Below are 26,680 nucleotides of genomic sequence, written 5' to 3'. Positions count from 1 at the left end.
GGCTGAGGTGCTGACCAGCTAGTTCCTGGTGAGGGGGCCGTGCCTCCGGCGGGGCCGACCGCCGTCCGGAGGCGCGGCGACGGGCCCCGCGTCAGCGGGTCCCGTCGAGTACGTCGCGCACCTTCTTCGCGATCGCGTACGTGTCTCCGGTGGGGGCCACGGCGAGGCGTCCGGGGTCGCGGAGCCACCGGTCCTCCAGGGCGAACCAGTCGACGCTCTCCGGCGCGCGGCCCTCGTCCAGGGCGGCCCGCAGCGTGTCGAAGTACGTCGTCCAGCGCAGCCGGTACAGGCCGCCGACGAGGCCCGCCCACTCGCGGTTGGCGTAGTCCTTCAGGCCCGCGTCGGCCCCGGCGCGGGTGCCCCATACGGTGACCAACGACAGCTGGTCATAGGCCAGTTGGTCCCGCTCGCGCTCGTCGGCGCCCCACGCCCGGGCGTCCGCGACCCACCGCCCGAGCAGCTGCCCGGCGTCGGTGGCGGCGAGCCGGTCGAGCAGGCCGAGCAGGCGCAGCCAGGTGCGGGTGTGCCGCTCGAAGCGGGCGGTGTCCCGCGCGTCGTACGCGGCCTTGATCCGGGGCAGCAGCACCCGGCTCCGGTTGGACAGCGCCTGCCGTGCCACGTCGAGCAGGTCCCGCCGGTACGCCGCCGAGCCCCTCAACTCCCGCCGTACCAAAAGGAGTGCGTCGAGCGCGGCCTCGAAGTCCGCGGCCCGGTAGCGGAGCTCCTTCGGTGACCAGGAGGCGGCGGAGCGCACGGTCAGGCCGGGCCGGGCGCCGAACAGCCCGTCGGCGCCCTCGGCCCACGCGTCGGCGCGGGTGGTGCCGTAGCAGGTGCGCCGCAGCACGTCCCAGGCGCGCGCGGCATGCGCGTCGGCGCCGCCGTACCGGCTGGTGGCCCACTGCGTGAACCACTCCTTGAGGTCCAACTCGCCCTGTCTCCAGGCGAGTTCGGAGAACAGCTCGAAGGCGGCCGGGTTGTTGTCGGCGGCCTCCGGCAGCAGGGCGATGCCGCGCAGGGCGCTGCCGTCCTTGGTGCGCCACCGCTCGTACAGCTCCGCCCAGTCGGGCGTGTTCGCGCCGAGCGCGGTGTGCCCGCCGAAGTTCCAGATCGAGCCGAAGGCGTACGGCGTACCGCCCCAGTCGGCCTCGCGGTCGGTGACGTACGGGAAGCGGTCGGACAGGCCGTCGACGACGAGCATGCGGCCCTTGTCGACGGCGTCCGTGAGGGCCTTCGGCGGGTTGTGCTGCCAGCCGAGGATCACCCACAGGGCGTCAGGGCGCGCGGTCCGCAGCGCCCGCTCGACGGCCCGCGCGGCCTCGCCCACCGGCACGTCACCGGGTTTCCCGCCCTCGTGGAGCAGGTCCATCTTGTACATCGTGGACGGCCCCAGGAGTTCGCCCTGGACGCGGTAGAAGGCGGCGGCGACCCGCGCGAAGGGGCCGGTGCGCGGATCCAGCCAGTCGGGCCGCGCGAAGCCCACCCAGTTTCCCTGCGGCACGGTCCGCGCGCCCGGGTTCCGCGCGGCGAAGCCCGGCGGGACGGTGCCGAAGTAGCCGGGGAACACGGGCGTCATGCCGAGCGCGCGCAGCCGGTCCGCGATGCGTCGCCCGAGCCGGGCGCGGTGCTCCAGGAGCTGCCGCGAGACCGGGTGCGGGAAGGACGCCATGTTCTGCAGCAGCCACCACGGCTGGTGCGCGGGCCCCGGGACCCAGGCCCGCAGCTCCTCGTCCCCGTATCCGAACTCCTGGAACACCCGGTGGTGGACGGCGTCCGCGCCCGTGTACACCAGGACCTCGTTGTAGCCGTGCAGCGCGAGCACGTCGATCTCGCGCTCCCAGTAGGTCCAGTCGTGGTAGGCGTTCGTGTAGCCGTCGTTGGTGTCGTTGAGGGCGAAGCGGTGCGGGGAGTTGGCGCGGCCGGTGAGCGGCGCGCCGGGCGCGGGCAGCAGCTTCGGCAGGGCGAGCTGGTGGCCCGCCCAGGTGAGGTTGGCGTGGCAGACGTGCTTCAGGTAGTGGTACAGGCCCTTGAGCTGGACGGCCGGGGTCGGTCCCGCGACGGTGAGACGGCCGCGCGACCCGGAGACGCGGTAGGTGTCCGGGGCGCCGGACACCTCGAACGCGATCTGCTCGGCGTGCCGGGGGAGCAGTCGCCGCGCGGCGGCCGCGGCTTCCCCGGGCTCTCCGCTCGGGCCCACGGCCGCCCGCGACGCGCCGTCGGCGTGCCCTCCGGAGCAGGCCGCAGCGGCCCCGGCCGTGCTGGCGAGGGCGGTCAGCAGAGTGCGGCGGGGCAGGGGTGACATCGGGGCTCCCGGGGTCGGGCGGGCGGGGCGGACACCGAGGTGACTCCTGCCCCGGAGGCCCCCATCTCCTAACCACCCGTCAGGGAACCAGCGGCACGCGCCCCACCGAACCCGCGGCAGGCGTCACACCGAATCCGCTGCACGCGCGACACCGACAAGCGAGGCGATTCATCGGATCAGAACGCCCGGAAGGAGTGGATCGTTTGCAGAAGAGAGCAAGCAGACCCCATTGACATCCGATGTATCCGCTCCTACGTTCCCGAGCGTCCCATAGCTGAACCCGAGCGTCCGTAGACGAACAGGAGCCGCTCATGCGACGAAGAGTCACCACGCTCGCCCTGCTCCTCACCGCCGCCGCCCTGCCGCTGTCCGCCGTGACGCCCGCGCAGGGGGAGACCCGGCCCCAGCGGGCCGCGGGCCCCGGCACGGACCACGCCACCGACGACCCCTTCACGGCCGAGCGCACCCAGTGGTTCCGCCAGGACCGGTTCGGCATGTTCATCCACTTCGGCGCGTACTCCCAGCTGGAGGGCGAGTACGCGCGCCCCGACGGCACGGTCTGCCGCAACGCCGAGTGGATCAAGCGCCAGTGCAAGATCCCGACGGCCGAGTACGAGCGGCGGGCGCGGTCGTTCGATCCGGCCGACTTCGACGCCCGGGCCGTCGTGAAGGCGGCGAAGGACGCCGGGATGAAGTACATCGTGATCACGTCCAAGCACCACGAGGGCTACGCGATGTGGCCGACGAAGGTCAACTCCTGGAACTTGCGCGACCATTCGTCGTTCGACAAGAAGCGCGACATCCTCGCCGAGCTGAAGCGCGCCGCCGACGCGGCGGGCATCAAACTCGGCTTCTACTACTCCATCTGGGACTGGCACGACCCGGACTTCTCCGACCCGGCGACCTTCCCGAAGTACGAGAAGCGCATGTACGCGCAGCTCAAGGAGCTGATCGACAGCTACGACCCGGCGCTGCTCTGGTTCGACGGCGAGTGGGACACCGAGGAGCCGCACAACCCCTGGACCGCCCGCGACGGCGAGCGCCTAGAGGCGTATCTGCGCGGCCTGAACCCCGACCTGGTCATCAACAACCGCGTCGGCAAGCGCCGCGTGGTCGACGGCGACTACGGCACGCCCGAGCAGGAGATCCCCGACGCCCCGGTGGACGGCCAGCTCTGGGAGTCCTGCATGACCCTGAACGACCACTGGGGCTTCGCCCGCTACGACCAGAACTGGAAGTCCGGCGGGGCGCTGGTGCGCAACCTCCTCGCCACGACCTCGCGCAGCGGCAACTACCTCCTGAACGTCGGCCCCGACGCGCGCGGCCGCATCCCGCGGCCCTCCGTGGACCGGCTCAAGGAGATGGGCACCTGGCTGCGCACGGCGGGCCAGGGCGAGGCGGTCTTCGGCGCCCGCTACGGCGGCCTGGTCGAGGAGCCGGACTGGGGCACGGTCAGCCGCAAGGGCGACACCCTGTACGCGGCGGTCACGCGCTGGCCGGGCGCGGGGGAGTCCCTGCACCTGAGGGCCCGCACGGACTTCACGGTCAAGTCGGCCCGGGTCCTTGGCAGTTCGCAGGAGGTCACCGTCGCCAAGTCCGGCGACGGCTACGACCTCACGCCGTCCGGGGCGGCCACCAACCCCACCGCCACCGTGATCGAGCTGAGGGTCGACCCCGGCCGCGCGTCCCGCCCCGGCGACGGCAAGGGCCTCAAGCAAGAGGTCTTCGACAATCCGGAGCTGTCCGGCACCCCGAAGGTCACCCGCACCGACCCCACGGTCAACCACGCCTGGAAGTACACGGGTTCACCGCACCCGTCCGTCCCGGCGGACCGGTTCGGGGTGCGCTGGACGGGGTCGGTCGAGCCGCGCCGCTCGGAGACGTACACGCTCACCACGGTCTCCGACGACGTCGTGCGCGTCTGGATCGACGGCAAGCTGGTCATCGACTCCTGGAGCCCGCACGAGCCCAAAGTCGACAAGGCCCAGGTGCGCCTTGAGGCGGGCAGGCGGCACGCGATCCGCGTCGACTACGCGGAGCGGACCGGCGAGGCCCACCTCAAACTCCTGTGGTCCAGCCCAAACCAGCCCCAGGAAATCATCCCGTCAACACAACTACGGACGAGCTGACCAGCGCCCCAAAGGGGCGCGGGGAACTGCGCGCCCAGCCACGAACGACCCGCAGGCAACGACGAGCCGTTAAGGGGCGCGGGGCTGTACCTATATGCGGCTCCGCCGCGCGGGCGCGACAAGCCCCCCGAACCCGCAGACGAAGGTCACAACCCCTCCAGGACGGAGTCCACCGTGGCCACCAGAGCGGCACGCTCACCCCGCACCCGGGCCAGCACCCGCAGACCGTAGTACGTGCTCTGCACAAGCCGCGCCACCTCGCGCGGGTCGCGCCCGCGCGAGATCTCCCCGGCGGCCTGCCCGGCCCGGGTCACCGCGCACACCTCGTCCTCGACGCGGTCGAAGCCGCGCCGCACCGCCCGGCGCACGTCGCCGTCGAGCCCGGCCCGTTCGATGGCCGCGTTGATGGCGAAGCAGCCCCGGCCGTCGTCCGCGTCCAGGTCGCTGTCCAGGGAGAGCAGCATCATCGCCCGCAGCCGCTCCTTGGCGGAGCCGGGGCCCTGGAGCCGCTCGACCTGTGCGGCGGTGACCGTGTCGTAGTAGCGGTCGAGCGCGCGCAGGTACAGCTCGCGCTTGCCGCCGAAGGTGTTGTAGAGGCTCGACGGGCCGAGGCCCGTCGACTCGCACAGGTCGCGCGTCGACGTGCCCTCGTACCCGCGGCTCCAGAAGGTCTCCATGGCCGCGGTGATGACGCGGTCCTCGTCGAACTGTCGTGGCCTGGCCATGGGCGGACCCTACCCGTTTTGGAATACCTTCTCAAAACTAGCCGACGGCGGAGCGGGGGGTGCCGCCGCGGCCCGTCGCTCCAGGAGCCCGGCCCACACGGCGGCCGCGCAGCCGAGCGCCGCGAGCCCGGCCCCGACCCAGGCGACGGCCGCGTATCCGTAGCCCGCGTCGATGGCGAGGCCGCCGAGCAGCGGCGCGAGGGTGTTGCCGACGTTGAACGCGGCCGTGTTGGTGGCGCCGACCAGCGTGGGCGCATCCGGCGCGAGCGTGAACACCCGTGACTGGAGGGCGGGGTTGGTGACGTACCCCGCCATGCCGAGCAGGAAGACGAGCGCCACCACGACGGCCACCGCCGAGCCCGCGGTCAGCGCGAGCACCGCCGAGACCGCCGCGAGCGCGCCGAGCCCCCACGCCAGCGTGGCGACCGCGTGCGTCCGGGCCGTCCGGCCGCCGATGACCAGGCCGAGCATGCCGCCCGCCCCGAACAGCGCGAGCACCGCGGGCACCCACCCCTCGCCCAGGCCCGTCTCGTCGGTGAGCAGCGCGGCCAGATAGCTGAAGGTCACGATCACCGCGCCGAAGGCGAAGGCCGTGACGGCGTACGAGAGCCACAGCTGCGGGCGCGCCATGCCGCGCAGCTCCGCCCGCACGGAGGGCGCCTCGCCCCGCCCGCCGCCCGGCACGGCCGCGACCGTGCACACCAGGCTGACCACCGTCGCCGCCGCGACCGCCCAGAACGCGGCCCGCCACCCCGCCGACTGGCTCAGGACGGTGCCCGCGGGCACGCCGACGATCGTCGCCAGGGTCAGACCGCCCGCGACCAGGGCCACCGCCCTGCTCTTCGCCTCCTCGGGCACGAGCGCCACGGCCGTCGCCACGGCCACGCCCCAGAAGCCCGCGTACGCGAGCGCGCTGACGACCCGCGTCACGAAGAGCAGGCCGTACCCGGGCGCCACCGCGCCCACCACGTGCCCCGCCACGAACACGGCTTGCAGGATCACCAGGGCCGTCCGGCGCGGCCACCGCAGCGTCGCCACCGCGAGCAGCGGCGCCCCGACGACCATGCCGATCGCGAACGCCGAGATCAGCAGCCCCGCGTCGGGAATGGACACCCCCAAGTCCTCCGCCATCCCCGGCAACAGGCCGGACAGCATGAACTCCGATGTCCCTTGCGTAAAGATGCCGAGCGCCAACACGTAGACCGCGAGCGGCATGGGTGTCCCTCCCTAATGCGTGTACATGGTTTTGAAGCAGTCGCTCCAAAACTAAGGTGGACGGTAGCACGCCCCGTAAGGGGCGCGGGGAACTGCGCGAGCAACCCCCACGCACCCGCAGGTGACTACTCGGCGGACTCCCAGACGGTGACGTCCAGTTCATCGCCCAAGGCAAGCTTGCCGGTGCGCAGCACCGAGAACTTGGCCCCCAGGGCCACCCCACCCCCGGCCTGCCGCCGATACGTGGCCAACGTACGCAAAGGCTCCGGCCCAGCCCGCTCCCCCGACACCTGGTCCACGAGAGTGACGGCGCAGCGCAGCGCGAGCTTCGCGAAGCCCAACTCGGCGTTGCCGATGCCCACGTTCCGGACGGAGTCCTCCGTGTGCGGCGCGTCCCACCCGTCGACGACGACGTTGGGCCGCAGACGGCTCAGGGTGATCGGGGCGCGCCCCGCCGCCTCGATGCGGGCGTTGAGGTCGTCGTACGAGGCCCGGGACAGCAGGTGCAGCGCGCCGCTGTCGGCGAACCCGGACGTGCCGGGGTTGAGCCCGTCGGTGACCCGGTCGTGCTCCGGCGGCACCCGCACGAGGCGGCAGTCCGTGCCGAGCACGTCCGACAGCCACCGGGCCGCCTCCGCGCCCTGGTCGATGGCCTTGAACGGCGCCCCGAACAGATCCACGTCACGGCGCGGCGACTCGGTGTCGACCTCGATCTCCAGCGGCTCCACGTCCGGCGCCCGCAGCGTCAGGCGCCCGCCGTCCCAGCTGACCTCGGGCCGGATGACCGCGAGCCGGGCGTCCTTGCGCTGGGTGCGGTACACCCCGGAGTCGTCGGTCACCATGAACGCGCGGTCGTGCGCGAGGCCCGCCGGTGTCAGGTCGCTCTCGGTGAGCGCCACCCCGGCGCATCCCTTGACCGGATACGTGATGAGGTCCGTGACTACCGCTGTCATGCCGGTCCGATCGCGACGACGTCGTCCATGGGAGCTGCCTTTCGGTCGGTCTGCGCGTGGATCTTCCTGGTACGCCTCAGCATTGTTCGCCGACTCGCCCGGCAGCAATGCCTTTCGCCCAAGCGAGACGATCACCACGCGAGGCCGCGCCCGCTTCTGTAACGGTCGACGTCCGCCCGATCGCCCGCGCACGGCGGCTCCGCCACAATGGCGGCGCCCCCACCCTTCCCCCGCCGGAGGCGCGCCATGAGGCTCCGCACCGCCGTGTCCCAGCTCCTGTGTGCCGTACTCCTCGGCACTCTCGCCCTGGTGGCGGCCCCCGCCGCGAGCGCCACCGCCGCCCCGGCGCAGACACCGCTGCGCGGCGGCACGATGCTCTACAGCCCGTCCGGCCGGTGCATGGTCGCCTTCAACGCCACCAACGGCACCCGCTACTACGGGATCATGGCGGGCCACTGCGCCACCGCCGTGGGCACCCAGTGGTACGCCGACCCGCGCCTGACCATCCCGGTCGGCGTCACCGAGGCGGCCGTCTTCCCCGGCCAGGACTACGCGCTGGTCCGCTTCACCAACCCCGACTACACGTATCCGAGCGAGATCGCCGCCGGTGTGCAGGTCATCCGCGTCAACCGCGCCGCGAACCCCGTCGTGGGCCAGTCCGCGTGCCGCGTCGGACCCACGACAGGGACGCACTGCGGCACCGTCCAGGCCGTGAACGTCTCCGTCACCTACCCGCAGGGCACCGTCCACGGCCTCTTCCGCACCACCATCTGCGCCGAGCCCGGCGACTCCGGAGGTCCCGCCTTCGGCGGCGACGCCGGGCTCGGCTTCCTGGTGGGCGGCAGCGGCAACTGCACCTTGGGCGGGGCGACGTACTACCAGCCCCTGGTGCCCGTGCTCAGCGCGCACGGGCTCCGCGTGGGCTACTGAGCGCCGCTCGCGTACGACACGAAGTCGGCCCACGCCCCCGGGGCGACGGTCAGCTGGGGCCCGGCCCGGTGCTTGGAGTCGCGGATGTGGATGGTGGTGGGGCAGGTGGCGACCTCTACGCAGTCGTCGCCGGACCCGCTGCTGTAGCTGGACTTGTGCCAGGCGAGGGCGACTTCTACGCAGTCGTCACCGTCACCGCCGCTGTAGCTGCTCTTGAACCACGCCAGTTCGGGGGTGCTCATCATGCTCCTCGCATCCGCTCCAGCAGGCTCACCGAGTCTTCGAGGGAGAGAGCCTGTGAGCGCATCCTGGCATACCGCATCTGGAGCACGCTGACCACCTTCGGGTCGGCGATGAACTGCCCGCTTTCCTGCCCTTCGTTGTAGGCGAACCACTTGTTGTCCTGGGTTTCTAGGAGTCGGATCGGGCCGTGCAGTCCCGCGTGACTTTCCTTCACCAGCGGCATGACCTGGATCTCGATGTTCCGTCGCGCGCCAAGGTGCAGCACGTGGTCGATGAGTTCCCTTGTCACTTCCGCACCGCCGGTGGACCGCAGGAACAAGTGCTCCTCCAGGATGAAGCTGTATGCCGTGTTCGGCCGCTCTGTCAGCAACTTCTGGCGCTCGGTGCGGGCCGCCAACTGCGCCTCGATCTGTTCGTCCCCGAGGGGCGGGAGCTGCTCGGCGAACAGGGTGCGCGCGTACGCCCTGGTCTGCAACAAGCCCGGGATCAGGCGGCATTCGTACGTGTAGAGGCTGAGGGCCTCCTGCTCAAGCTGGGCCCACCGGCGGAACCACGTGGCCAACCCCCGCTGCCGCGAAAGCTGGTTCACCATCAGCCTCAGCGTCCCGAAGGCGTCCAGGGTCGCCTCCGCCTGGTCCACGAAGCGCGGCGGCGGGAAGCGCCTGCCCTGCTCGATGGACGCGATGAAGTGTGTCGAGTAGCCGATCTCGGGAGCCAGGGTCTCTTGCGTGTACCCGGCCCTCTTGCGGAAGCTCTTCAGTGCGGCGCCGAACGCCTTGAGACCATCACTCGGTTCGGGCTCCTGTGAGCCCGGCGTGCTTGACGACATCACGGGTATCCCCTGACGCTCGCTTACCGTCCCCGCCAACGCGCCCATGCTTACGGGCAGTTACCCCCGCTGTCTACGTTTCGCACTCGTACACTTACGGAGCGTACGAGTTTTGTGCCTCCCGAACTGCGCGTTCACACGGTCACCGTGGATCGCATGCCACCCCAGGTACAAACCCCCACACCAGCACATGTGTTCACACGGCGTGTCAACGCCAGCCCGCGAGGGGCCCGGCAGGCGAGAACGCTCGCCCGCGACCAGCTGAACGGCTGGGGAATCCCTTACGGAAGCGAACTGTCCGACGCGGCGGCCCAGATCGTCGCCGAACTGGCGGCCAACGCGGCGACGCACGGGCGGGTCCCCGGGCGCAGCTTCGAGCTGAGGCTGCTGCTGCTCGCGGGGACGCTGCGGATCGAGGCGTCGGACACCCGGGCGGAGTGCGGCCCGCCGCTGGAGGTCCGGCTGCCGCCGGAGGAGGCGGAGTCGGGCAGGGGCCTGGTCCTCGTAGCGGCGCTCGCCGAGGAGTGGGGCGTGGAGAGCCGAGAGATCGGCAAGACGGTATGGGCGACCCTGAGCAGACGACCATCAAGCCGTCCGGCGCCTGAGAACGAGCCCGCAGCGCGACCATCAAGCCCGTCCGGCGTTTGAGGACGAGGCGCGAAGCGCCGATAACGGGGGGCGCGGGGGGCGAAGCCCCCCGGATCGGGAAGGGGCGGGCCTGGGGCGCCCCCGCGAGGCCTACCGCCCCCCCCCCCCCCCCCCCCCCCGGGAGCCCGGCCGGGCCCCCCCCCCCCCCCCCCCCACCCCCCCCCCCCCCCCATAAATGCCCCCCGGCAAACCCCGCCCCCCCCGCCCCCCCCCCCGCGCCGCCCGCCCCGCCCCCCCCCCCCCCCCCCCCCCCCCCCCCCCCCCCCCCCCCCCCCCCCCCCCCCCCGGATCGGGAAGGGGCGGGCCTGGGGCGCCCCCGCGAGGCCTACCGCCCCCGCACCCGCACCCCCGCCTGGAAGCGAGACGTCGCCCCCACCCCCGCCATCAGCTCCGCCACCCGCCGCCGATACGTCCGCAGGGACATCCCGAGCCGCCGGGCCCCGGCCTCGTCGGTCAGCCCGTCGGTCAGCGCCCCGAGCACCAGCCGAGCCTCCTCGTCGAGCGCGGGCCCGGACGCCCGCAGCGCGTCGGCGAGGGGCTCGGCCGCCTCCCAGGTCGCGTACAGCAAGGACCGCACTCCGTCGACGACTTCGGGCACCCGTACCACCGTGTACGTACGGGGGCCGCGGGACTCCGACCCGGCGAGGACGGCGATGCGCCGGTCGATGACGATGGCCTCGCGGGCGAGGGGCGCGGACGAGATCCGCACGTCCGCGCCGGAGGCGGCGATCGCCGCGAGCCGCCGCTCCGAGTACGCGTCGCCGAGGGCCCGCCGCGTGTACACCTTGCGCATGGCGAGGCCGTCGCGCGGCGCGGGCTTCGGCAGGGGCGGGCGCTTGCCCTCGGCGAAGACGGCGTTGACGCCGCCCGACCAGGTGACGAGGTCGGCGGCCCCGCACAGGAACTCCTCGCGCGCGGCGGCGAACAGGTCCCCGGCGCGCAGCACCAGCTCCCGCTCTCCGCGCAGGGTGACGACGTCCTCGTGGCCCTCGCTCATCCCGCCCACCTCTCTCCCCGGCCCCTCTCTCCCCGGCCTCTCCCGGCTCGCGCTCCGGCTGGCAACAACCTGCCACCCTCCCCGCCCCGGTCCGCACCGGCTCCAGAATTGTCCCCATGCCGCACGAGAACACCACCCCGCACGAGACGAAGTCGCCCGCTGCCGCCGCCGGGCGCTGGAACCTGGGCGGCGACCTGCCCGTGAACCGCATGGGCTTCGGCGCGATGCGGCTGCCCGGCCGCACCTGGGAGGGCCCCGCGGGGGACCCCGAGGCGGCCGTCGCCGTGCTGCGCCGGGCCGTCGAACTCGGCGTCGACCACATCGACACCGCCGCGTTCTACTTCTACAAGGACCTGTCGGCCAACGCGTTCATCCGGCAGGCCCTGCACCCCTACCCGGACGACCTGGTGATCGCCACGAAGGTCGGCCCCGACCGCTCCCCGGACCACGACTGGCTGGACGCCGCGGGCCCCGAGAAGCTCAAGGCCGACGTGCACCGGAACCTGCGCCAGCTCGGCGTCGACCGCCTCGACCTCGTCTACCTGCGCTTCCTCAGCAAGGACGGCCCCGGCGACGGCCGCTTCGAAGCCCTCGCCGCACTGCGCGAGGAAGGCCTCATCCGGCACCTCGGCGTCAGCAACGCCACCGCCGCGCAACTCGCCGAGGCCCAGCGGATCGCGCCGGTCGCCGCCGTGCAGAACCGCTACAGCCCGGTGTCCCGCGACGCCGAGGCCGACGCCCTGGTCGAGCTGTGCGCCCGCCAGGGCATCGCCTTCGTGCCGTTCTTCCCCCTCGGCGGCGCGGGCGCGCCGCACCTCGCCGCGCTGCGCAAGGTCGCCGAACGGCACGGCGCAAGCGCCGCGCAGGTCGGGCTCGCCTGGTCGCTCTCCGTGTCCCCGGCGGTCCTCGCCATCCCCGGCACGTCGTCGCTCGCGCACCTGGAGGAGAACGTGGCGGCGGCCGCGCTCACCCTGGACACGGAGGACCTGACGGCACTGGGCGCGGCCTGACCGCCTGAGGTCTACAGGCCGAGGACCCGGGCGTCCGTCGCGAGCGCCCGGAAGTACTCCGTCGGGTCGTCGACCATCCGCCGCTCCTTCAGGTCGAGCAGCCCGGCCACACCGGTCAGCTCCGCGGCGACCGTGCCGTCCGGCTTGGTGAAGACCTGCTCGATCCGGAAGGTCTTCCGCTCGCCCCACAGGAACCGGCACGACACGGAGACCTCCTCCCCGGCCCGCAGCTCACTGCGGTACCGCAGCGTGTTCTCCAAGGCGACCGGCCCGACGCCCTTCTCGATCAGGTCCGCCTGCCGGATCCCCGCCGCCATCAGGATCGACCACCGCGCGTGCTCCGCGTACTGGAGGTACACGGCCTGGTTCAGATGCCCCTGCGTATCCGTCTCGTACCCACGGACGGTGATCCCGACGGAGTACACCCCCACCCCGGACTCCCCCTGCTGCTGCGCCACGGTGCTCCCTCTCCTGTCCGGTACACGACTTGCAGGGCGTTCAACTCCCCACGGCCACCGGGCATTCCTGACCACGCTGCCCGAGCCCGCCCCACCCGGGAGCAACCCTTTGCGTCGGCGAAGCTGGCCGCCGACAGACACACCTTTCCAGCCAACCGCGGCTCGCCGCCACCACGGTGCGATCTGTCGAGGTTCACACATGCTTCACGGAATGTGGTCAGGCAGGACACGGAATTCACACAAGCTCGACTGGGGGCGGACGAGCGATCCCTTCGCGTCAACCGACCGCGCATACGCCGTTACCCCTTGTTAAGTGCTAGTGGCATCTACCTAAGGTGACTCCGGCGCCTCGCAGGTCTGGACCACCCTGTCGCACCGGCGCCGACTGGACCGGCACACCGGGGGGCGTGCCGCGCGCACCCGGCTTGATGCCTCCGTACGCCTTCATGCCTTCCCCCGGTGTGCCTTCACTCCACTTGTGAAGGGATCTTCGTGGGTTCCGTAAGACACCTCTTGCCGACTCGGGGGCGGAAGAGACGTACGTACGTCTTCTTGCTTCCCTTGCTCCTGGCCCTGGCCGTTCTGGCGACGCTCGCCGTCCACCCGGACCTGACGACGCGCGACCGTGGCGCTCCCGTGGCGGACTCCTACGACGGGTTCGACCCCAAGGGGGCCGACCAACTCCGGCAGGACCAGTGCCTGATGGCCGAAGTGCTGCGGATGGGCGGACCGAGCATGTTCGCCACCGCACAGGAGGCGCTCGGGCAGTCACCGGACAAGCTGCGGGTGGCGGCGAACCGCGACTACTGGGAGGGCACCCCCCTCAGCAAGGCGTTCGCGAAGGACAAGGCGGCGGCGGACAAGAAGGCCGACGAACTCGACGAGCGGGCGGACGTCTGGGAGGAGCCCCTCAGCGGGCTGCCCACTCCCGGGGGCTTCACGGAGAGCGGATTCCACTGGGCCCCCGACGGCGAGAAGAGCTTCTTCAACCAGGTCGGCTACCTCTCGTGGATCAGCGAGCAGTTCTGGAAGGACGAAGGGGGCTTCTACGACGACCCGACGCCGAAGGCCGGGAAGACGGAGGCCGCGAAGGTCCGCGAACTGGGCGGCCCGCTGTACGGGAAGGACCCGGATGCGTCGCTCCCCACCGACGAGTGGCGGAAGGCGTACGCCGAGCACGAGGCGTGGGAGGCCCTCACCAAGGACACGTTCCGCCCGCTGTCGGCCGACGACGCCCGGCTGTTCCTGACGACCGGTGGGTTCACGCGCGTCGCCTCCGAAGAGGGCAGCCTGCCGTTCCGGGTGGCGGTGGAGGACCTGAAGACGCGGTTCGGCGCCTGCGCGTGGCAGGGCCCGTTCGACCCGAGCCGCGTGCTGGGCAAGGAGGTCGCCACCGCGACGAAGGAGTGGCAGGAGGAGATCGCCTCCCAGGCCACCCAGCGCGACGACATCCTGACCGCGAACAAGGAGACGACACAGGCGCTGTCCACGGGCAGCCAGGCCCTGGGCGAGATGCTGGGCCAGTCCTGGGCGGCCGACCACCTCACCCGCTGGCAGAACTACTGGTCCCTGGGAGGCCCGGGGGCGATCGGCGACAGCCCCATGGTCGTGTACGTGCACGACGCCCAAGGCAAGTGCCTCGACGTCCAAGGGGGAGGCAAGGCCAACGGCACCCCGGTGCAGCTGTACACGTGCAACGGCTCGCCCGCACAGAAGTGGCAGATCGACGGGGAGCGCCTGCGGAACGTCAACTCCGGCAAGTGCCTCGACGTCAAGGGCGCCAGCACGGCCAACGGCGCGGCCGCGCAGATCTGGCGGTGCAACGGCTCGGCGGCACAGAGGTGGCAGTACTCCACGCGCGGGACGAGCACGCTCAAGAACGTGGGCACCGGAAACTGCCTCGACCTGCCCAAGTACGAGAACGGGTCCAACGCACGGCTGTGGGACTGCGGCGGCACCGGGCACCAGGAGTTCGACGTCAAGCCGTCCGGGAACAACGGCACCGGCGACCTCGAATACCCCACGAAGCCCCAGTTCGCGCAGGCGAAGAAGGGCATCGCGGACGCCGAGGAAGAAGCCAAGCGCCAGCTCGGCGTGCTCAACGCCCAGTTGGTGATCGCCTCCAAGGCCGCCACCCGGACCGAGCTGGCCAAGCGCGCGTCCTACAAGATCGCTGACTCCCACGGGGCGCCCCGCGGCCGAGGGCTCATCGTGGGCGAGCAGAAGGCGCAGGTGACCCAGGCGTCCCTCGCGGCCCTCCAGGCGATGGTCGAAGCGGGGAAGACCGCCTACCAGGCCACCAAGGCGTCCGCCTCGGACAGCGCGACGATCGCCGACCGGGCCCGCGCCCAAGCGTCCGCGGTCAAGGCCCAGTTCCGCAACGCCGCGGCCAAGGAGGCCGAACAGCAGGCCAAGGACGCGGCGGAGGGCGCGGCCGAGCAGGAGAAGATCGCCAAGGAGGAGCGGAACACCGCCAGGGCCAAGCTCAAGGAGACGGAGGACGCCGAGGCCGACGCGAAGGCCGCCGCGGCGACGGCGCACGCCAAGCGGGTGGCCGCCGAGAAGGAAGAGGCCACGGCGAAGGCGGAGAAGCTGACCGCCGCCGCGAAGCAGGCCGAGGCGTCCAAGCACAAGACCAGCGCACAAGAGCACGCCACGAAGGCCAAGGACGCCAAGGACAAGGCGGAGTCCGCGGCCTCCACCGCGGCGACCAAGCGCAAGAGCGCCGAAGAGGCCAGCGACAAGGCGCGCGAGGCCCGCGACGACGCGTGGGACGCCGAGCAGAAGGCCGACTCCAAACGCGCCAAGGCGGACGCGAAGGAAGCGTACGCCCAAGCACACGACTCGTCGGACGACGCCAAGGGCGCCCGGGAAGCCGCCGACGCGGCCGACGCCGCAGCCGACAAGGCCGAATCCGAAGCGGGCAAGGCCCGGGCGGACGCGGACGCGGCCACCAAGGCGGCCGCGGAGGCCGACGCGGCCGCCACGCGCGCGGAGGCCGCGGCCAAGCGCGCCCGCTCCGACTCCGACGCGGCCCAGGCCGCGAAGCTGAAGGCCGACGCGGCGGTGAAGACCGCCACGAGTGCCGCAGCCGACGCCATCAGCGCGGCAGGCGCGGCGGCGACGGCGGCCAAGACCGCCGTCGAACTCGCCGACAAGGCCGAGGAGCAGGCCAAGACGGCCAAGAGCAACGCCGACGCGGCGAAGAAGGAGGCGGCCAAGGCCATCTCCGCGTCCGCGGACGCCGCCGGGCACGCCTACGTCACGGCGCAGGCCGCCGTCGCGGCCGGTCACTCCGCCCAACAGGTCGCCGCCCCGGCCAACGACGCCGTCCAACTCGGCTCCCCGTACATCACCAGGGACGCCGCGGCCGGTCTCGCCGTACTGACCGGCCAGTCGTCGAAGACGATCGCGGAACAGCAGCGGGCCGTCGCCCAGGCGCACGCGGACAACGCGGAGGAGAACGCCAAGCAGGCCGACAGCCTCGCGAACGCGGCCACCGGCGACGCGAAAGCCGCCTATGTCTGGGCCGCCAAGGCCGCCGGTCACGCCGCGGACGCCCGGAAGTCCGCCAAGAACGCGATCACGTACGCCGCCGAGGCAGCGGACGCGGCGTCCAAGGCCGCGGCCTCCCTGGCGCGCACCATCGAATACGACCGACAGGCGACCGAGGACGCCGCGGCCGCCGACCGGGCCGCGACCCGCGCCGAGAACCACGCCAAGGACGCCCGCGACTCCGCCGACCAGGCCGCACTCGACGCCGAAGCGGCCCGCGAGGCCGCGGCCCAGGCCGAGGCGGCGGCGAAGGAGGCCCGCCAGGCCGCCGACCGGGCCGCGGAGGACGCCGCAGCGGCCGAACAAGCCGCCAAGGACGCCCAGAAGTACGCGGACGAGGCCCAGCAGGCAGCCGAGGAGGCCGCACGCAAGAAGGCCAACAAACAGGTCAAGGACGGGGCCGGTACCGGCATCGGCAACGCCTTCTACGTCGTCGACGGCATCGAGCTGTCCGGCGACCCGAAGCAGCTCAACGACTGCGTCATCGACATCGGACTCGGCGGTTGCACCGTCGACTTCAAGGTGACCTTCGACGCCACCGTCGACTTCTACCTGTGCACCAACCCGGAGGTGCCCGCCACCAAGGCCGGCTGCCCGTCGAAGGACACCGCCTTCCTGGGCACGCAGACCTTCAAGAACCTCTCCAAGAAGATCACCCGCAACTTCACCAAGCTGGAGATCCTCGAAGGCATCGCCAAGGTCATCGCGAAGTTCGCGTACGACCTCCTCATCAAGGACTTCGTCGACTGCTGGCACGGCAGCGCCGACGGCTGCGCCTGGGCCGCGGCGAACTTCGTTCCCGGCAAGAAGATCGAAGACGCCGTCCGGGCCATCACCAAGCTGGACCGGGCGCTCAAGTCGGGCGACGACATCGCCGGTGCCTGGGACGGCTTGAGGGGTGCGGGCCTCAGCGATGAGGCGGTCGAGGGCATCGGTTCGAAGCTCCTTGACGGCTTCGTCAAGGCGTGCACCCGGACCGGGATCCGCGCGTCGGCCGCACGCGGCGGCGATCCGTGTGCGGGGATGATCGTCTACGGCAGTACCGACCTCAGTCGCATGGCGTACAAGGCCAGAACCGCGGCTGGCTTCACGTCCGGCCGGAACGTGGCGGTCGCGCGGGTCCCCGGGTGGAACGACCCCAAGACCGGTGACCTCGTGGTCGGTTTCAGCAAGGGGGGCGGCTACCACTCGGAGAACCACATCCTGGACCAGCTGGCGGCGAAGGACGTCAAGCCGTCTAAGATCACGGAGTTCTACACCGAACGGAGCCCCTGCTCGGTGTGTGGGCCCTTGCTGGAGGACAAACTCGCCGCGGGGACCCCGATCTCTTGGTCCGTCCCCGAAGGCCCCGGTTCGTCAGACCTCCTCTACCGGATGATCCGGGGGTTCGGAGGGAGGAAGCTGGCGCCGCGGTCCGCTGAGCAGTAGGGACCTCGTGTGAGTGGTGGGCGTCCGAGGGGCGCCCACCACGCTCTGTCAGTGAAGAAGGGTGCTATGTCTGAGTACGGATTTGTTCGCGCGTCCCCTGAAGTCCTCGCTGCCCGGAACGCGCTGGCCGCCCAGGTGGTCCAGGCACTCCACAGTGCCGGTCTGCCTGCCTTCCGCGAAGGGGAAGCGGGTACGGAAGACCGGCCCGGGGCCGTGGTCCACGTCGACCCCGACGGTGAGACGGCCTCGGCTTCTGTATCGGTGGTGTGGAGATGCGACCCCGCCGTGGTCCAGGCCGCCGTCGACAGTCTCACCGCCGGGAACCCCGAAGCGCCGGTCGTCCGGTACCCCGGGACGGTAGGGCTCCATATGCAGAGCCCCTTGATCCAGATCCTGCTGACATCGGGAATCATCGCGACACCGGACAACGACAGCGCGAACCCTGACAGCGTTCTGGTGTTCGGAACCATGGCCGACCTTCCACCCGCGCTGCGGCCCACCTTCGTTCCACCGGCAAGCGGCTGACTGTCAGTGCCGTGCGGCACCATCACCAGCATGGCCAAGCCGATGACAGCAGGGCAGCGGCGGATCATCGCGGGCGCGGATCCCGTGACGGGGCGGTTGCGGGGGACTGAGGCGCAGCTCGCCGCGCTCGTGCGGTTGCGGCTCGCCTTCCGGCACCCCCGCCCGCCGCACGCGTACTTCCTGACGCCCGCGGGCCACCGTGTGCGCGAGGAGCCGGTGGCGGCCGTCCCCGAGACGGCGCCCGTGGAGGCGCCTGCCGGTGTCTTCACGCCCCGCACCGGCGCCGCGCAGGACCCGCCTGTCGAGGACGGGGCCGCGCGAGCCCGCGAGGTGCGGAGCGCCTGGCTCGGCATCGTCGAGATGCGGCGCATGACGAACCCCGGCGGTGACCGGGAGGTCCCCTGCGCGTGGGAGCGGGCGCACCGGGTGCGGGCCGTGGCGATAGCCCTGGAGGCGGCGGGCCGGGAGGGGTATCGCGTGGTGGACGCGGTGCAGCCGGGGGTGGTGGAGGTGTGGGAGGCCTCGGGGGAGGGGGTGCGGGCCTGCGGTGCGGTGCTTGAGCGGGTGGGGTGGCTGGTCAGCGAGCATGGCGACGCGCGGACGGGGCGCCGGTTTCTGCTGGTGTCCCCACGCCGCGCCTAGCCCTCGCGGTGGCGCCCCAGACCCGCCCCTTCCCGATCCGGGGGCTCCGCCCCCGTGCCCCCGTTTGTCGGCGCTCCGCGCCTCGTCCTCAAACTCCCCCAAGCTCTTAAGGAGCAGGGGGTACCCCCTCGACGGGCTGAAAGTCTCCGGTGCGGGCCGGATTCCGTCTGCGGCCGAGACGCGATCCGCAGTCGAGATCCGGCCCGCACCGGCACCATCCAGCCCGTCCGGCGTTTGAGGACGAGCGCGCCAGCGCGATGGAGGGGCGGGTGGGTGGGGAAGAGCCCGCCCGGCGATTGAGGGCGAGCCCGGAGGGCGAATGGAGGGCGGGTGGGTGGGGGAGAGGCAGCGCGGCGGAGGTGAGGGGGCGCTATGCCGAGGGGCGTAGGTTCCAGGTGGCTACTACTGGGCGGCCGTGCTCGAAGCTGAGGCGACTGACCGTGCCCGTGGCCAGCTGGAAGTGCGCCCCCGCCGCCGCGGGAAGCCCCAGCCGCCGCGCGGCCAGGACGCGCAGGAAGTGCCCGTGGGCGACCAGGAGCACGCTCCCCTCCGTGTTGGCGAGGGCCGCGTCGACCTTGGCCAGCATCCGGTCGGCCCGCGCCCCGACCTGCGCCGGAGACTCCCCCGGATGCTCCGGGGACCCCGCCGCCACGCCGTCCGTGAAGAGGAACCAGTCGGGCCGCGTCCGGTGGATCTCCACCGTCGTCACGCCCTCGTACGCCCCGTAGTCCCACTCGGCGAGATCGTCGTCCACGCGCGCGTCCGCGAAGCCCGTGAGCGCGGCGGTCTCCCGCGCCCGCTGGCGCGGGCTGGTGAACGCGGCGTCGACCCGGTACTTCCCGACCAGCGGCGCGAGGGCCCGCGCCTGCTCGCGGCCGTGGTCGGTGAGGGGAATGTCGGTCCAGCTGGTGTGCTGGCCGGACAGCGACCACGCGGTCTCGCCGTGCCGGACCAGGAGGAGGTCACCCATGCGCGCGTTCCGTTCTGCTCGGTTCTGCCTGGTGAGAACCGTCGCGGCGGTGGCCGTATTCCATGATCGGTCCACCGGCGCCGCAGCCGTCACCTCCGCCGCAGCTCCCGCCCCCCGAACGCCCCCGCGCCGTCCGCCCGCTGCCACCACGCCTCAAGGCCCGCCTGCCCGAGGGAGCGCCAGTCGGGGGTCTCCTGCACGAAGGCGCGGCCCAGGCGCCGCCCCAGGTCGACCATCGTGCGGCCCGCGACCGTGCGGTCGGCGTCGTAGGACTCCAGGGCGTCGGGCCAGGTCACCGCCGTGGTGATGGCGGACTCCAGGACGGTGGCGTCCTGGAGGGCCTTCACCGCGCCCGCGCCCGTGTGCGGCCGGGCCACCGTCGCCGCGTCGCCCGCGAGCAGCACCCGGCCCTGGGTGTAGCGCGGCGCGGTGTAGTCGTACATGGGCTGGAGGAAGAGCTCGGCCGGTGCGGTGGCGCGTACCACCGCGCCCCAGTAGGGCGGCAGGAGCACGTCGGCGACGTACGACAGATGGCCCCTGAGGGTGTCGGTGAGGCCGCCGGGCGGCAGGCTCCGGGGATCGTCGAAGGCCAGGTCCGCGTCCAGGCCGCGCGGCGGCGCCGTGTACAGCACCCAGTTCACGCGGCGCCCGCCCATGCCGTCGGGGATGCGGTAGAGGATCAGGTGGCCGCCGTCGAACACGGCGTACACGCAGTCCTCGGCGCCCCACAGCTCCGGATCGGGAAGCCGCTCCTCGGGGTACGCGCCGCGCCAGGCCAGATAGCCCGCGTACGCGGCCCGCAGGCCGGGGAAGGCCGACTCGCGCACCACCGAGCGGTAGCCGTCCGCGCCGACCACCACGTCGAACCGCTCCGTGCCGTCGTCCGTCTCCACCACGGCCCCGCCCGGACAGGCCCGCACCCCGGTGACCGCCGTGGCGGTGCGGAACGTGACCGTCTCGGGCACCCGGCGCCGCAACTCGCCCCACAGCGGGCCCCAGTTGTACGTCCGGAACGGGAAGGGCGTCACCGCGATCGCGTGCCCGCGCGGGTCCGGTGCCGCGTCGTCGCGCACGTACCAGCGGCGCCTGACGAGCTGCACCCACTGCATGTCCGCGTCCAGATAGCCCGCCGACTCCAGCTCCGCGTAGCGGGAGTTGTGGACGGCAAGACCCACGCCCCGGTCGGCGAGGCGGCCCGCCGCCCGCTCGTACACGGTGATCTCGTCCGCGCCGCCCCGGTGCGCGGCCAGTGCGGACGCGCAGCCCGCGACGCTGCCGCCCACCACGGCGACCCTGCCCGAATGCATCATCGCGCCATCCTGACAGGGCGGGTGACGTCCTGTCATGACCATCGGTCAGCGCATGGATACACCGCGTCCGGCGAAGAACGGCTCGAACTCCGCGCGCGGGAGCTGTGCCGTGCGCGTGGGCGCGTCGATCCCCGAGGGGTTGTGGAAGTGCAGGCTCCCGTCCGCCGTGCGCGCCGTGACCAGGACCAGATGCCCGCCGCGGCCGGGCGCCGGGCGCCCCGGGCGGCGGATCTCGAAGTGCACGGACGTGATCACCGTGTGCCCGGAGTCGACGAGGTCGCCCACCTCGTCGAGCGTCAGGTGCCGGTGCACCGCCGCTTCCATGCCGTGCGTCTCGCGCACGTACTCGACGAACGGCGCGTAGATCAGGCCCTTGATCGTGCCGTCGCCGGGGTCCTCCGTGTACGCGCCGTACTTGAGGGCCCCGTCGCGCAGCTCGAAGAGCGAGGGCGCGCCCTCGCCGAGGGCCATCCGCAGACAGGTGAGCCCGCACAGGTGCTTGCACCAGCGCGCGTAGTCGTCGAGCGTGGCCGCGCCCGAATCGCGCCAGGCGGGGTCGTCGGCCGCGTCGTGGGCCTCGTACACGATCTTCCCGACCAGGCCGGGCGAGGCGAACTGGGTCAGGGACGGGACCCGGCAGGTGGGGCAGTCGGCCACGGGCATGCTCCTCGTCGCGGTGGCGGCCCCGGCGCCGGGGCCGCGCGGGGCTACTGGCGATAACCGCTCAGGAAGCGGCCGATGCGGCTGATCGCCGCGTCGAGGTCGTCAGCGTACGGGAGCGTCAGGATGCGGAAGTGGTCCGGGTGCGGCCAGTTGAAGCCGGTGCCCTGGACGACCTGGATCTTCTCCTGGAGCAGCAGGTCCAGGACGAACTTCTCGTCGTCGTGGATGGCGTGCACCTTGGGGTCCAGGCGCGCGAAGGCGTACAGGGCGCCCTTCGGCTTCACACAGCTGACCCCGGGGATCTCGTTGAGCTTCTGCCAGGCGCGGTCGCGCTGCTCGCGCAGGCGGCCGCCCGGCGCGGTCAGCTCGTGGATGGACTGCCGGCCGCCGAGCGCCGCCTGGATCGCGTACTGGGCGGGCGCGTTGGCGCACAGCCGCATGGAGGCCAGCATCGTCAGGCCCTCCAGATAGTCCCGCGCGTGCTGCTTCGGGCCCGTCACGACCAGCCAGCCGGAGCGGAAGCCCGCCACCCGGTACGTCTTGGAGAGCCCGCAGAAGGTGAGCACCACCAGGTCGGGGGCCAGCGCGGCGACGCTGTGGTGCACCGCGTCGTCGTACAGGATCTGGTCGTAGATCTCGTCGGCGAACACCATCAGGCCGTGGCGGCGCGCCAGGTCGAGGATGCCTTCGAGGACCTCGCGCGGGTAGACGGCGCCCGTCGGGTTGTTCGGGTTGATGATCACGACGGCCTTGGTGCGGTCGGTGATCTTCGCGGCCATGTCGTCGAGGTCGGGGTACCAGTCGGCCTGCTCGTCGCACAGGTAGTGCACGGCCTTGCCCCCGGAGAGGGTGGTCACGGCCGTCCACAGCGGGAAGTCGGGGGCCGGGATGAGGACTTCGTCGCCGTCCTCCAGGAGCGCCTGCACGGCCATGGTGACCAGCTCGGACACGCCGTTGCCGAGGAAGATGTCGTCTACGGAGACGTCGTCGATGCCCAGCGCCTGATAGCGCTGCGCCACCGCGCGGCGGGCGGACAGGACGCCTCGGGAGTCCGTGTAGCCGTGGGCGCTCGGGAGCATCCGGATCATGTCCTGGACGATCTCCTCGGGCGCCTCGAAGCCGAACAGGGCGGGGTTGCCGGTGTTCAGCCGCAGCACGCTGTGGCCCGCCTCCTCCAGGGCGTTCGCGTGCTCGATGACCGGGCCCCGGATCTCGTAACAGACCTCGCTGAGCTTGCTGGACTGCCGGAACTCCATGCGGTGTGCCTCCCGTAGCGTGGGTTCCTTGGTTTTACCAAGCGGGAGCTTGGAAAGTCCAACAGCTTGTCTAGACTGCGACGCATGCCATATCGACCGCGCCGTAGCTACGACCAGTTCTGTGCCGCCGCCCGTGCCCTCGACGCCGTCGGCGACCGCTGGACCCTGCTGATCGTCCGCGAACTCCTCCTCGGCCCGCGCCGCTACACCGATCTGCACGCCGACCTGCCGGGCGTCAGCACCGACGTGCTCGCCTCGCGCCTGAAGGACCTGGAGCAGTCGGGCCTCGCCACCCGCCGCAGACTGCCGCCGCCCGCCGCCGCGTCCGTGTACGAACTCACCGCGCGCGGCCGGGAGCTGACACCTGTCCTGCGCGCCCTCGCGGCCTGGGGCGCCCCCGAACTCGCCGAGCGCCGCCCCACCGACGCGGTCCGCGCCCACTGGTTCGCGCTGCCGCTCCTCGACGCCGTCGCCCTGGCGGAGGGGCTGCTTGAGCTGAGCCTGGAGGAGGGGGAGTTCCACGTACGGATAGACGGCGACGGGGTTGTCTCGTACGGGGACGGGGCCGCGCCCTCGGCGCCCGATGCGCGGATGACGCTGGACGCGGGGACGGCCGTGCTCGTGGGGCAGGGTGTGTTGAGTGTGGCTGATGGGGTGCGGGACGGGCGTATTGCCGTGACCGGGGACAGCCCGCTGGCCAAGGCGCTGCGGGACGGGTGAGGGGTGGGCCTGGTGCGGGGGTGGGCCTGGTGCCCTCGTGGGGCGCCCCAGGCCCACCCCTTCCCGAAACCTAGGGCGCTTTGCCCCCTAGGACCCCCGCTTCGCGGCTCGCCCTCACACGCCGGACGGGCTCGTGGGAGGCCTGCCGTTGCCGCGCGTCAGGGCGTAGCCGCCCACGCCCGCCAGCGCGGCGAGGACGCCGCCGACGCCCGTCCAGACCCAGCGGTCCGTCCACCAGCCCGAGGACCAGCCGTCCTCGGGCTCGGCGGCGGAGGGCTTGGAGCCCGGCACCAGCGGATCGCCCAAGGTGCCGTCCACCGCCGCCGAGCCGCCGACGTCCTTCGACGTGGCCTCGACCTCGGCGGTGACCGGCTGGCCCAGGTCGGCGGTGCGCAGGCCGGTCGCCGTCAGGCGCACGTAGTACGTGCCCGGCAGCGGGTCGTTGGCCCACGGCTCCGACCAGGCGCGCACCGTGCGCAGGGTGCAGGCGAGCTCGACCGACTCGCCCGCCGCCTTGCGCGCCTGCATGCCGTACATGCAGGACTGGCGGCGCCGAAGGCCGTCGTACACGTCGATCCGCCACTTGGCGCCGGACGCCTCCGCGGCGGACCCGGGCAGCTTCACTGTCGCCTTGACCGTGGGCCGCTGGCCGGAGTCCGCGGGGAAGGACCAGTACAGGTAGTCACCGGTCGATGCGCTCGCCGTGGCCTTGTGGCCCTGCTCGATCTCCGTCGCGGTACGGAAGGAAGTGCCCGCGTCGGTCCGCTCCTTGCCATCGTCACCGGAGGCCGCGAACGCCGGTCCCGAGGCCAGCAGCGCGCCGAGGCCGAGCAGGCCAGCGGCCGCCAACAGACGTGTCCTACGCATCAGTTGGTCCTCCAGACGGCGACGCGCCAGCGCGAGATCCAGCCCCACAGCACACCACCCACGAAGCCGGTGAGCACGAGCGCGCCGAGCAGCCACCAGCCGCGGCCGAGGCCGAAGGCCGCCACGTCGGACGAGCCGTCGGGCGCGTCCACGACGTCGACGGCCAGTTCGAGGGGCAGACCGGGCTTGCCCTTGGCCGCGGCCCCGGCGGCGGGAGCGAAGGAGTGGGACACCTGAAGGCAGACGGTCTCCTTCTCGTCGGCGTCGTCGTCGGAGTCGTCCCGCTCCGGCTTCGGATACCGGAGGCCCGTGGAGATCACGTCCGTGCGGCCGTCGCCCGCCTCCGAGCCGCGCACGATCTCGCGGTCGTGCTTCGTCACGGCCCGCAGGAGCACGCCGTAGTCGTTGCTCACGGCCCGGTCGGCGCCCACGCTCACCGACGCGCGCAGCTCCTTGCCGGGCGCCACGTCCACGCGGTACCAGCGGTGCTCGCCGAACCCGGCGCGGTCGGTGTACAGGCCGGGCTTGAGCTCCGGCGCGGCCGAGCAGCTGGCGGCGCCGTCGACGGCCACGGGGTTGACGACCGGGTCGGCCGCGCGGTCCACCAGCTGGCCCACCCGGTCGGTGAGCTCGTCGGTGTGCCGGACGGAGGTGTACGTGCCGCCGGTGGCCTCGGCGATGCAGCTCAGCTGCGCGCGCATCTTGGTGTTCGGGACCAGGCCCAGGGTGTCGACGGTCAGGTTGATGCCCTTGGCCGCGATCTCCCGCGCCACCTCGCACGGGTCGAGCGGCTGGCAGGTGTCCTCGCCGTCGCTGATGAGGACGATGCGGCGCGAGCCCTCGTCGCCCTTCAGGTCGTCGGCGGCCTTCAGGAGGGCCGGGCCGATCGGGGTCCAGCCGGTCGGCGAGAGCGTGGCGACCGCGGTCTTGGCGTCCGTGCGGTCCAGCGGGCCCACCGGGTAGAGCTGCTCGGTGTCCTTGCAGCCCGTCTTGCGGTCGTCGCCGTGGTAGTTGGCGCCGAGGGTGCGGATGCCGAGCTCGACGTCCTCGGGGGTGGCGTCGAGCACCTCGTTGAAGGCCTGCTTCGCCGCGGCCATCCGGCTCTTGCCGTCGATGTCGCGGGCCCGCATCGAGCCGCTCACGTCGAGGAGCAGCTCGACCTTGGGCTTCGCCCCGCCCTCGCTGTCGTCCGGTTCGTCGGCCGCGTGGGCGACGGTGGGCGCGATGCCCATGCTCAGGGCCGCGAACAGGGCACAGAGCCCCGCCGCGAGCCGTTTTCTGGTGATCATCAGCGGATCCTATGGATCAAGGCGGGTCCGCTCCAAAAAAGCAGTTGAGGGCGCCGGTTAGGGTGGCTGGTGTGCTGCGAGAAGTGACGGCTGTCCGATATCTGGAACCCCTGCGGGCGGGCGGCTCCGTGCCCGGCGTCGTCGAGGCCGACGACCTCGGGACCTACGTCCTGAAGTTCACCGGCTCCGCGCAGGGCCGCAAGGCGCTCGTCGCCGAGATCGTCGTCGGGGAGCTGGCCCGCCGCCTCGGCCTGCGCGTGCCCGAGCTCGTCCTCGCCCACTTCGACCCGGCCCTCGGCGCGCACGAGCCGCACCAGGAGGTCCGGGACCTGCTGCACCGCAGCGCGGGCCTCAACCTGGGCATGGACTACCTGCCCGGGGCGCACGACTTCACCCCGGACACCGACCTCGCCGTGGACCCGCTGGAGGCGGGCAAGGTGGTCTGGCTCGACGCCCTCACCGCGAACGTCGACCGCACCGTGCACAGCTCGAACCTCATGGTCTGGCCCACGTTCGGCGTCCGCCCGCCGCGCCTGTGGCTCATCGACCACGGCGCCGCCCTCGTCTTCCACCACCGCTGGGACGCCACGTCGGTCCTCGCCACCGCCGAGAAGCCGTACGACTTCCGCCAACACGCACTCGGCCGCTACGGCCCCGACACGCGCGCGGCCGACGCGGAGCTCGCGCCGCTGGTGACCGAGGACCTGCTGCGCGCGATCACCGCGGACGTCCCCGACGCCTGGCTCGCCGACGAACCGGGCTTCGCGACCCCCGACGCGCTGCGCGAGGCCTACGTCACCTACCTGACGGCCCGCGCCCGCGCCTCCGCGACCTGGCTCCCCACCGACTTCCCACCCCGCGCCCAACTCGCCGCCGAGGACGCCCTCCGCGCCCGCGCCACGGAGGCGGCCCGCCCGGCCTGGCTGAAGAGGGTGCCGAACCTCCACGGCAAGCCCGACCCGCGTCCCGCGAAGCGGTATCCGTGACGGACCGGTCCCGGCGGTGCCCGCGTACGTGTG

The 26,680-nt window shown here is 72.4% G+C and carries 23 protein-coding genes; 9 read left to right on the top strand and 14 right to left on the bottom strand.

Annotated features, from left to right (window positions below; translation table 11 throughout):
• Window positions 1-91: 91 nt before the first annotated feature.
• Window positions 92-2,299 (bottom strand): alpha-N-acetylglucosaminidase, encoded by a 2,208-nt coding sequence (locus ACIG3E_RS20415; protein WP_399618135.1) that lies wholly within the window; start codon window positions 2,297-2,299, stop codon window positions 92-94.
• A 311-nt stretch (window positions 2,300-2,610) separates the two neighbouring features.
• Between ACIG3E_RS20415 and ACIG3E_RS20410 the strand changes: the two genes are divergently transcribed.
• Complete coding sequence (locus ACIG3E_RS20410; protein ID WP_399618132.1) at window positions 2,611-4,428, top strand: alpha-L-fucosidase; 1,818 nt, start codon at window positions 2,611-2,613, stop codon at window positions 4,426-4,428.
• Window positions 4,429-4,574: 146 nt separating this feature from the next.
• Here ACIG3E_RS20410 and ACIG3E_RS20405 read toward each other — a convergent pair whose 3' ends face one another.
• From ACIG3E_RS20405 to ACIG3E_RS20395, 3 genes are all read right to left on the bottom strand, one after another.
• On the bottom strand, window positions 4,575-5,153 hold the full coding sequence (locus ACIG3E_RS20405; RefSeq protein ID WP_399618129.1) for a TetR/AcrR family transcriptional regulator: 579 nt from the start codon (window positions 5,151-5,153) through the stop codon (window positions 4,575-4,577).
• Between the two features lie 9 nt (window positions 5,154-5,162).
• Window positions 5,163-6,368 (bottom strand): Cmx/CmrA family chloramphenicol efflux MFS transporter, encoded by a 1,206-nt coding sequence (locus ACIG3E_RS20400; protein WP_399618126.1) that lies wholly within the window; start codon window positions 6,366-6,368, stop codon window positions 5,163-5,165.
• Window positions 6,369-6,493: 125 nt separating this feature from the next.
• Window positions 6,494-7,321, bottom strand: a complete 828-nt coding sequence (locus ACIG3E_RS20395) for an MOSC domain-containing protein (protein WP_399618123.1) — start codon at window positions 7,319-7,321, stop codon at window positions 6,494-6,496.
• Window positions 7,322-7,567: 246 nt separating this feature from the next.
• Here ACIG3E_RS20395 and ACIG3E_RS20390 point away from each other — a divergent pair, with 246 nt between their 5' ends.
• The gene (locus tag ACIG3E_RS20390) at window positions 7,568-8,251 is read left to right on the top strand and encodes a S1 family peptidase (protein ID WP_399618120.1); all 684 of its coding nucleotides are present in this window, start codon (window positions 7,568-7,570) and stop codon (window positions 8,249-8,251) included.
• Here the strand turns inward: ACIG3E_RS20390 and ACIG3E_RS20385 are convergent.
• Together ACIG3E_RS20385 and ACIG3E_RS20380 are read right to left on the bottom strand one after the other, a co-directional pair.
• Window positions 8,245-8,493 (bottom strand): DUF397 domain-containing protein, encoded by a 249-nt coding sequence (locus tag ACIG3E_RS20385; RefSeq protein WP_399618118.1) that lies wholly within the window; start codon window positions 8,491-8,493, stop codon window positions 8,245-8,247. The genes ACIG3E_RS20390 and ACIG3E_RS20385 overlap by 7 nt on opposite strands.
• Entirely contained in the window at window positions 8,493-9,323 is an 831-nt protein-coding gene (locus ACIG3E_RS20380) for a Scr1 family TA system antitoxin-like transcriptional regulator (protein WP_399618115.1), read from the bottom strand. The genes ACIG3E_RS20385 and ACIG3E_RS20380 overlap by 1 nt, the downstream gene beginning before the upstream one ends.
• Window positions 9,324-9,515: 192 nt before the next feature.
• Here ACIG3E_RS20380 and ACIG3E_RS20375 point away from each other — a divergent pair, with 192 nt between their 5' ends.
• Entirely contained in the window at window positions 9,516-9,971 is a 456-nt protein-coding gene (locus ACIG3E_RS20375; RefSeq protein WP_399618112.1) for an ATP-binding protein, read from the top strand.
• Between the two features lie 325 nt (window positions 9,972-10,296).
• Here ACIG3E_RS20375 and ACIG3E_RS20370 read toward each other — a convergent pair whose 3' ends face one another.
• The gene (locus ACIG3E_RS20370) at window positions 10,297-10,968 is read right to left on the bottom strand and encodes a DNA-binding response regulator (RefSeq protein WP_399618110.1); all 672 of its coding nucleotides are present in this window, start codon (window positions 10,966-10,968) and stop codon (window positions 10,297-10,299) included.
• A gap of 116 nt (window positions 10,969-11,084) precedes the next feature.
• Between ACIG3E_RS20370 and ACIG3E_RS20365 the strand changes: the two genes are divergently transcribed.
• A complete protein-coding gene (locus ACIG3E_RS20365; RefSeq protein ID WP_399618108.1) occupies window positions 11,085-11,978 on the top strand; it encodes an oxidoreductase in 894 nt (297 codons plus the stop codon).
• An 11-nt stretch (window positions 11,979-11,989) separates the two neighbouring features.
• Here the strand turns inward: ACIG3E_RS20365 and ACIG3E_RS20360 are convergent, their stop codons facing one another.
• The gene (locus ACIG3E_RS20360; protein WP_399618105.1) at window positions 11,990-12,436 is read right to left on the bottom strand and encodes an acyl-CoA thioesterase; all 447 of its coding nucleotides are present in this window, start codon (window positions 12,434-12,436) and stop codon (window positions 11,990-11,992) included.
• Between the two features lie 552 nt (window positions 12,437-12,988).
• On the opposite strand from ACIG3E_RS20360, the gene ACIG3E_RS20355 reads away from it, so the two are divergent.
• From ACIG3E_RS20355 to ACIG3E_RS20345, 3 genes are all read left to right on the top strand, one after another.
• Window positions 12,989-17,419, top strand: coding sequence for an RICIN domain-containing protein (locus ACIG3E_RS20355; protein WP_399618103.1), 4,431 nt, complete (start codon window positions 12,989-12,991; stop codon window positions 17,417-17,419).
• A 66-nt stretch (window positions 17,420-17,485) separates the two neighbouring features.
• Complete coding sequence (locus ACIG3E_RS20350) at window positions 17,486-17,944, top strand: hypothetical protein (protein ID WP_399618100.1); 459 nt, start codon at window positions 17,486-17,488, stop codon at window positions 17,942-17,944.
• A 30-nt stretch (window positions 17,945-17,974) separates the two neighbouring features.
• Window positions 17,975-18,586, top strand: coding sequence for a hypothetical protein (locus ACIG3E_RS20345; RefSeq protein ID WP_399618098.1), 612 nt, complete (start codon window positions 17,975-17,977; stop codon window positions 18,584-18,586).
• A 370-nt stretch (window positions 18,587-18,956) separates the two neighbouring features.
• On the opposite strand, the gene ACIG3E_RS20340 is transcribed toward ACIG3E_RS20345, so the two are convergent.
• The 4 genes from ACIG3E_RS20340 to ACIG3E_RS20325 form a co-directional block, all read right to left on the bottom strand.
• Window positions 18,957-19,556 carry a histidine phosphatase family protein gene (locus ACIG3E_RS20340; protein ID WP_399618096.1) on the bottom strand — a complete coding sequence of 200 codons (600 nt, stop codon included), beginning with the start codon at window positions 19,554-19,556 and terminating at the stop codon, window positions 18,957-18,959.
• An 89-nt stretch (window positions 19,557-19,645) separates the two neighbouring features.
• Window positions 19,646-20,863: an FAD-dependent monooxygenase gene (locus ACIG3E_RS20335; RefSeq protein ID WP_399618832.1), complete on the bottom strand. Its 1,218-nt coding sequence runs from the start codon at window positions 20,861-20,863 to the stop codon at window positions 19,646-19,648.
• 48 nt (window positions 20,864-20,911) lie between these two features.
• Window positions 20,912-21,529 (bottom strand): C39 family peptidase, encoded by a 618-nt coding sequence (locus ACIG3E_RS20330; RefSeq protein ID WP_399618093.1) that lies wholly within the window; start codon window positions 21,527-21,529, stop codon window positions 20,912-20,914.
• Between the two features lie 44 nt (window positions 21,530-21,573).
• A complete protein-coding gene (locus tag ACIG3E_RS20325; protein WP_399618090.1) occupies window positions 21,574-22,785 on the bottom strand; it encodes a pyridoxal phosphate-dependent aminotransferase in 1,212 nt (403 codons plus the stop codon).
• 84 nt (window positions 22,786-22,869) lie between these two features.
• Between ACIG3E_RS20325 and ACIG3E_RS20320 the strand changes: the two genes are divergently transcribed.
• Complete coding sequence (locus ACIG3E_RS20320; RefSeq protein ID WP_399618087.1) at window positions 22,870-23,505, top strand: winged helix-turn-helix transcriptional regulator; 636 nt, start codon at window positions 22,870-22,872, stop codon at window positions 23,503-23,505.
• A gap of 114 nt (window positions 23,506-23,619) precedes the next feature.
• On the opposite strand, the gene ACIG3E_RS20315 is transcribed toward ACIG3E_RS20320, so the two are convergent.
• Both ACIG3E_RS20315 and ACIG3E_RS20310 read right to left on the bottom strand, forming a co-directional pair.
• Window positions 23,620-24,372 carry a hypothetical protein gene (locus ACIG3E_RS20315; RefSeq protein ID WP_399618085.1) on the bottom strand — a complete coding sequence of 251 codons (753 nt, stop codon included), beginning with the start codon at window positions 24,370-24,372 and terminating at the stop codon, window positions 23,620-23,622.
• Window positions 24,372-25,661: a VWA domain-containing protein gene (locus ACIG3E_RS20310; RefSeq protein WP_399618083.1), complete on the bottom strand. Its 1,290-nt coding sequence runs from the start codon at window positions 25,659-25,661 to the stop codon at window positions 24,372-24,374. Before ACIG3E_RS20310 ends, ACIG3E_RS20315 begins: the two co-directional genes overlap by 1 nt.
• 71 nt (window positions 25,662-25,732) lie before the next feature.
• On the opposite strand from ACIG3E_RS20310, the gene ACIG3E_RS20305 reads away from it, so the two are divergent.
• Window positions 25,733-26,647, top strand: coding sequence for a HipA family kinase (locus ACIG3E_RS20305; RefSeq protein ID WP_399618080.1), 915 nt, complete (start codon window positions 25,733-25,735; stop codon window positions 26,645-26,647).
• The last annotated feature ends 33 nt before the right edge of the window (window positions 26,648-26,680 follow it).

It is taken from the genome of Streptomyces sp. NPDC053474, from assembly GCF_044544845.1.
GTDB lineage: Bacteria > Actinomycetota > Actinomycetes > Streptomycetales > Streptomycetaceae > Streptomyces.
The sequence above is the reverse complement of the archived record's forward strand: the minus strand, read 5'-3'. Positions and strand labels throughout refer to the sequence as shown.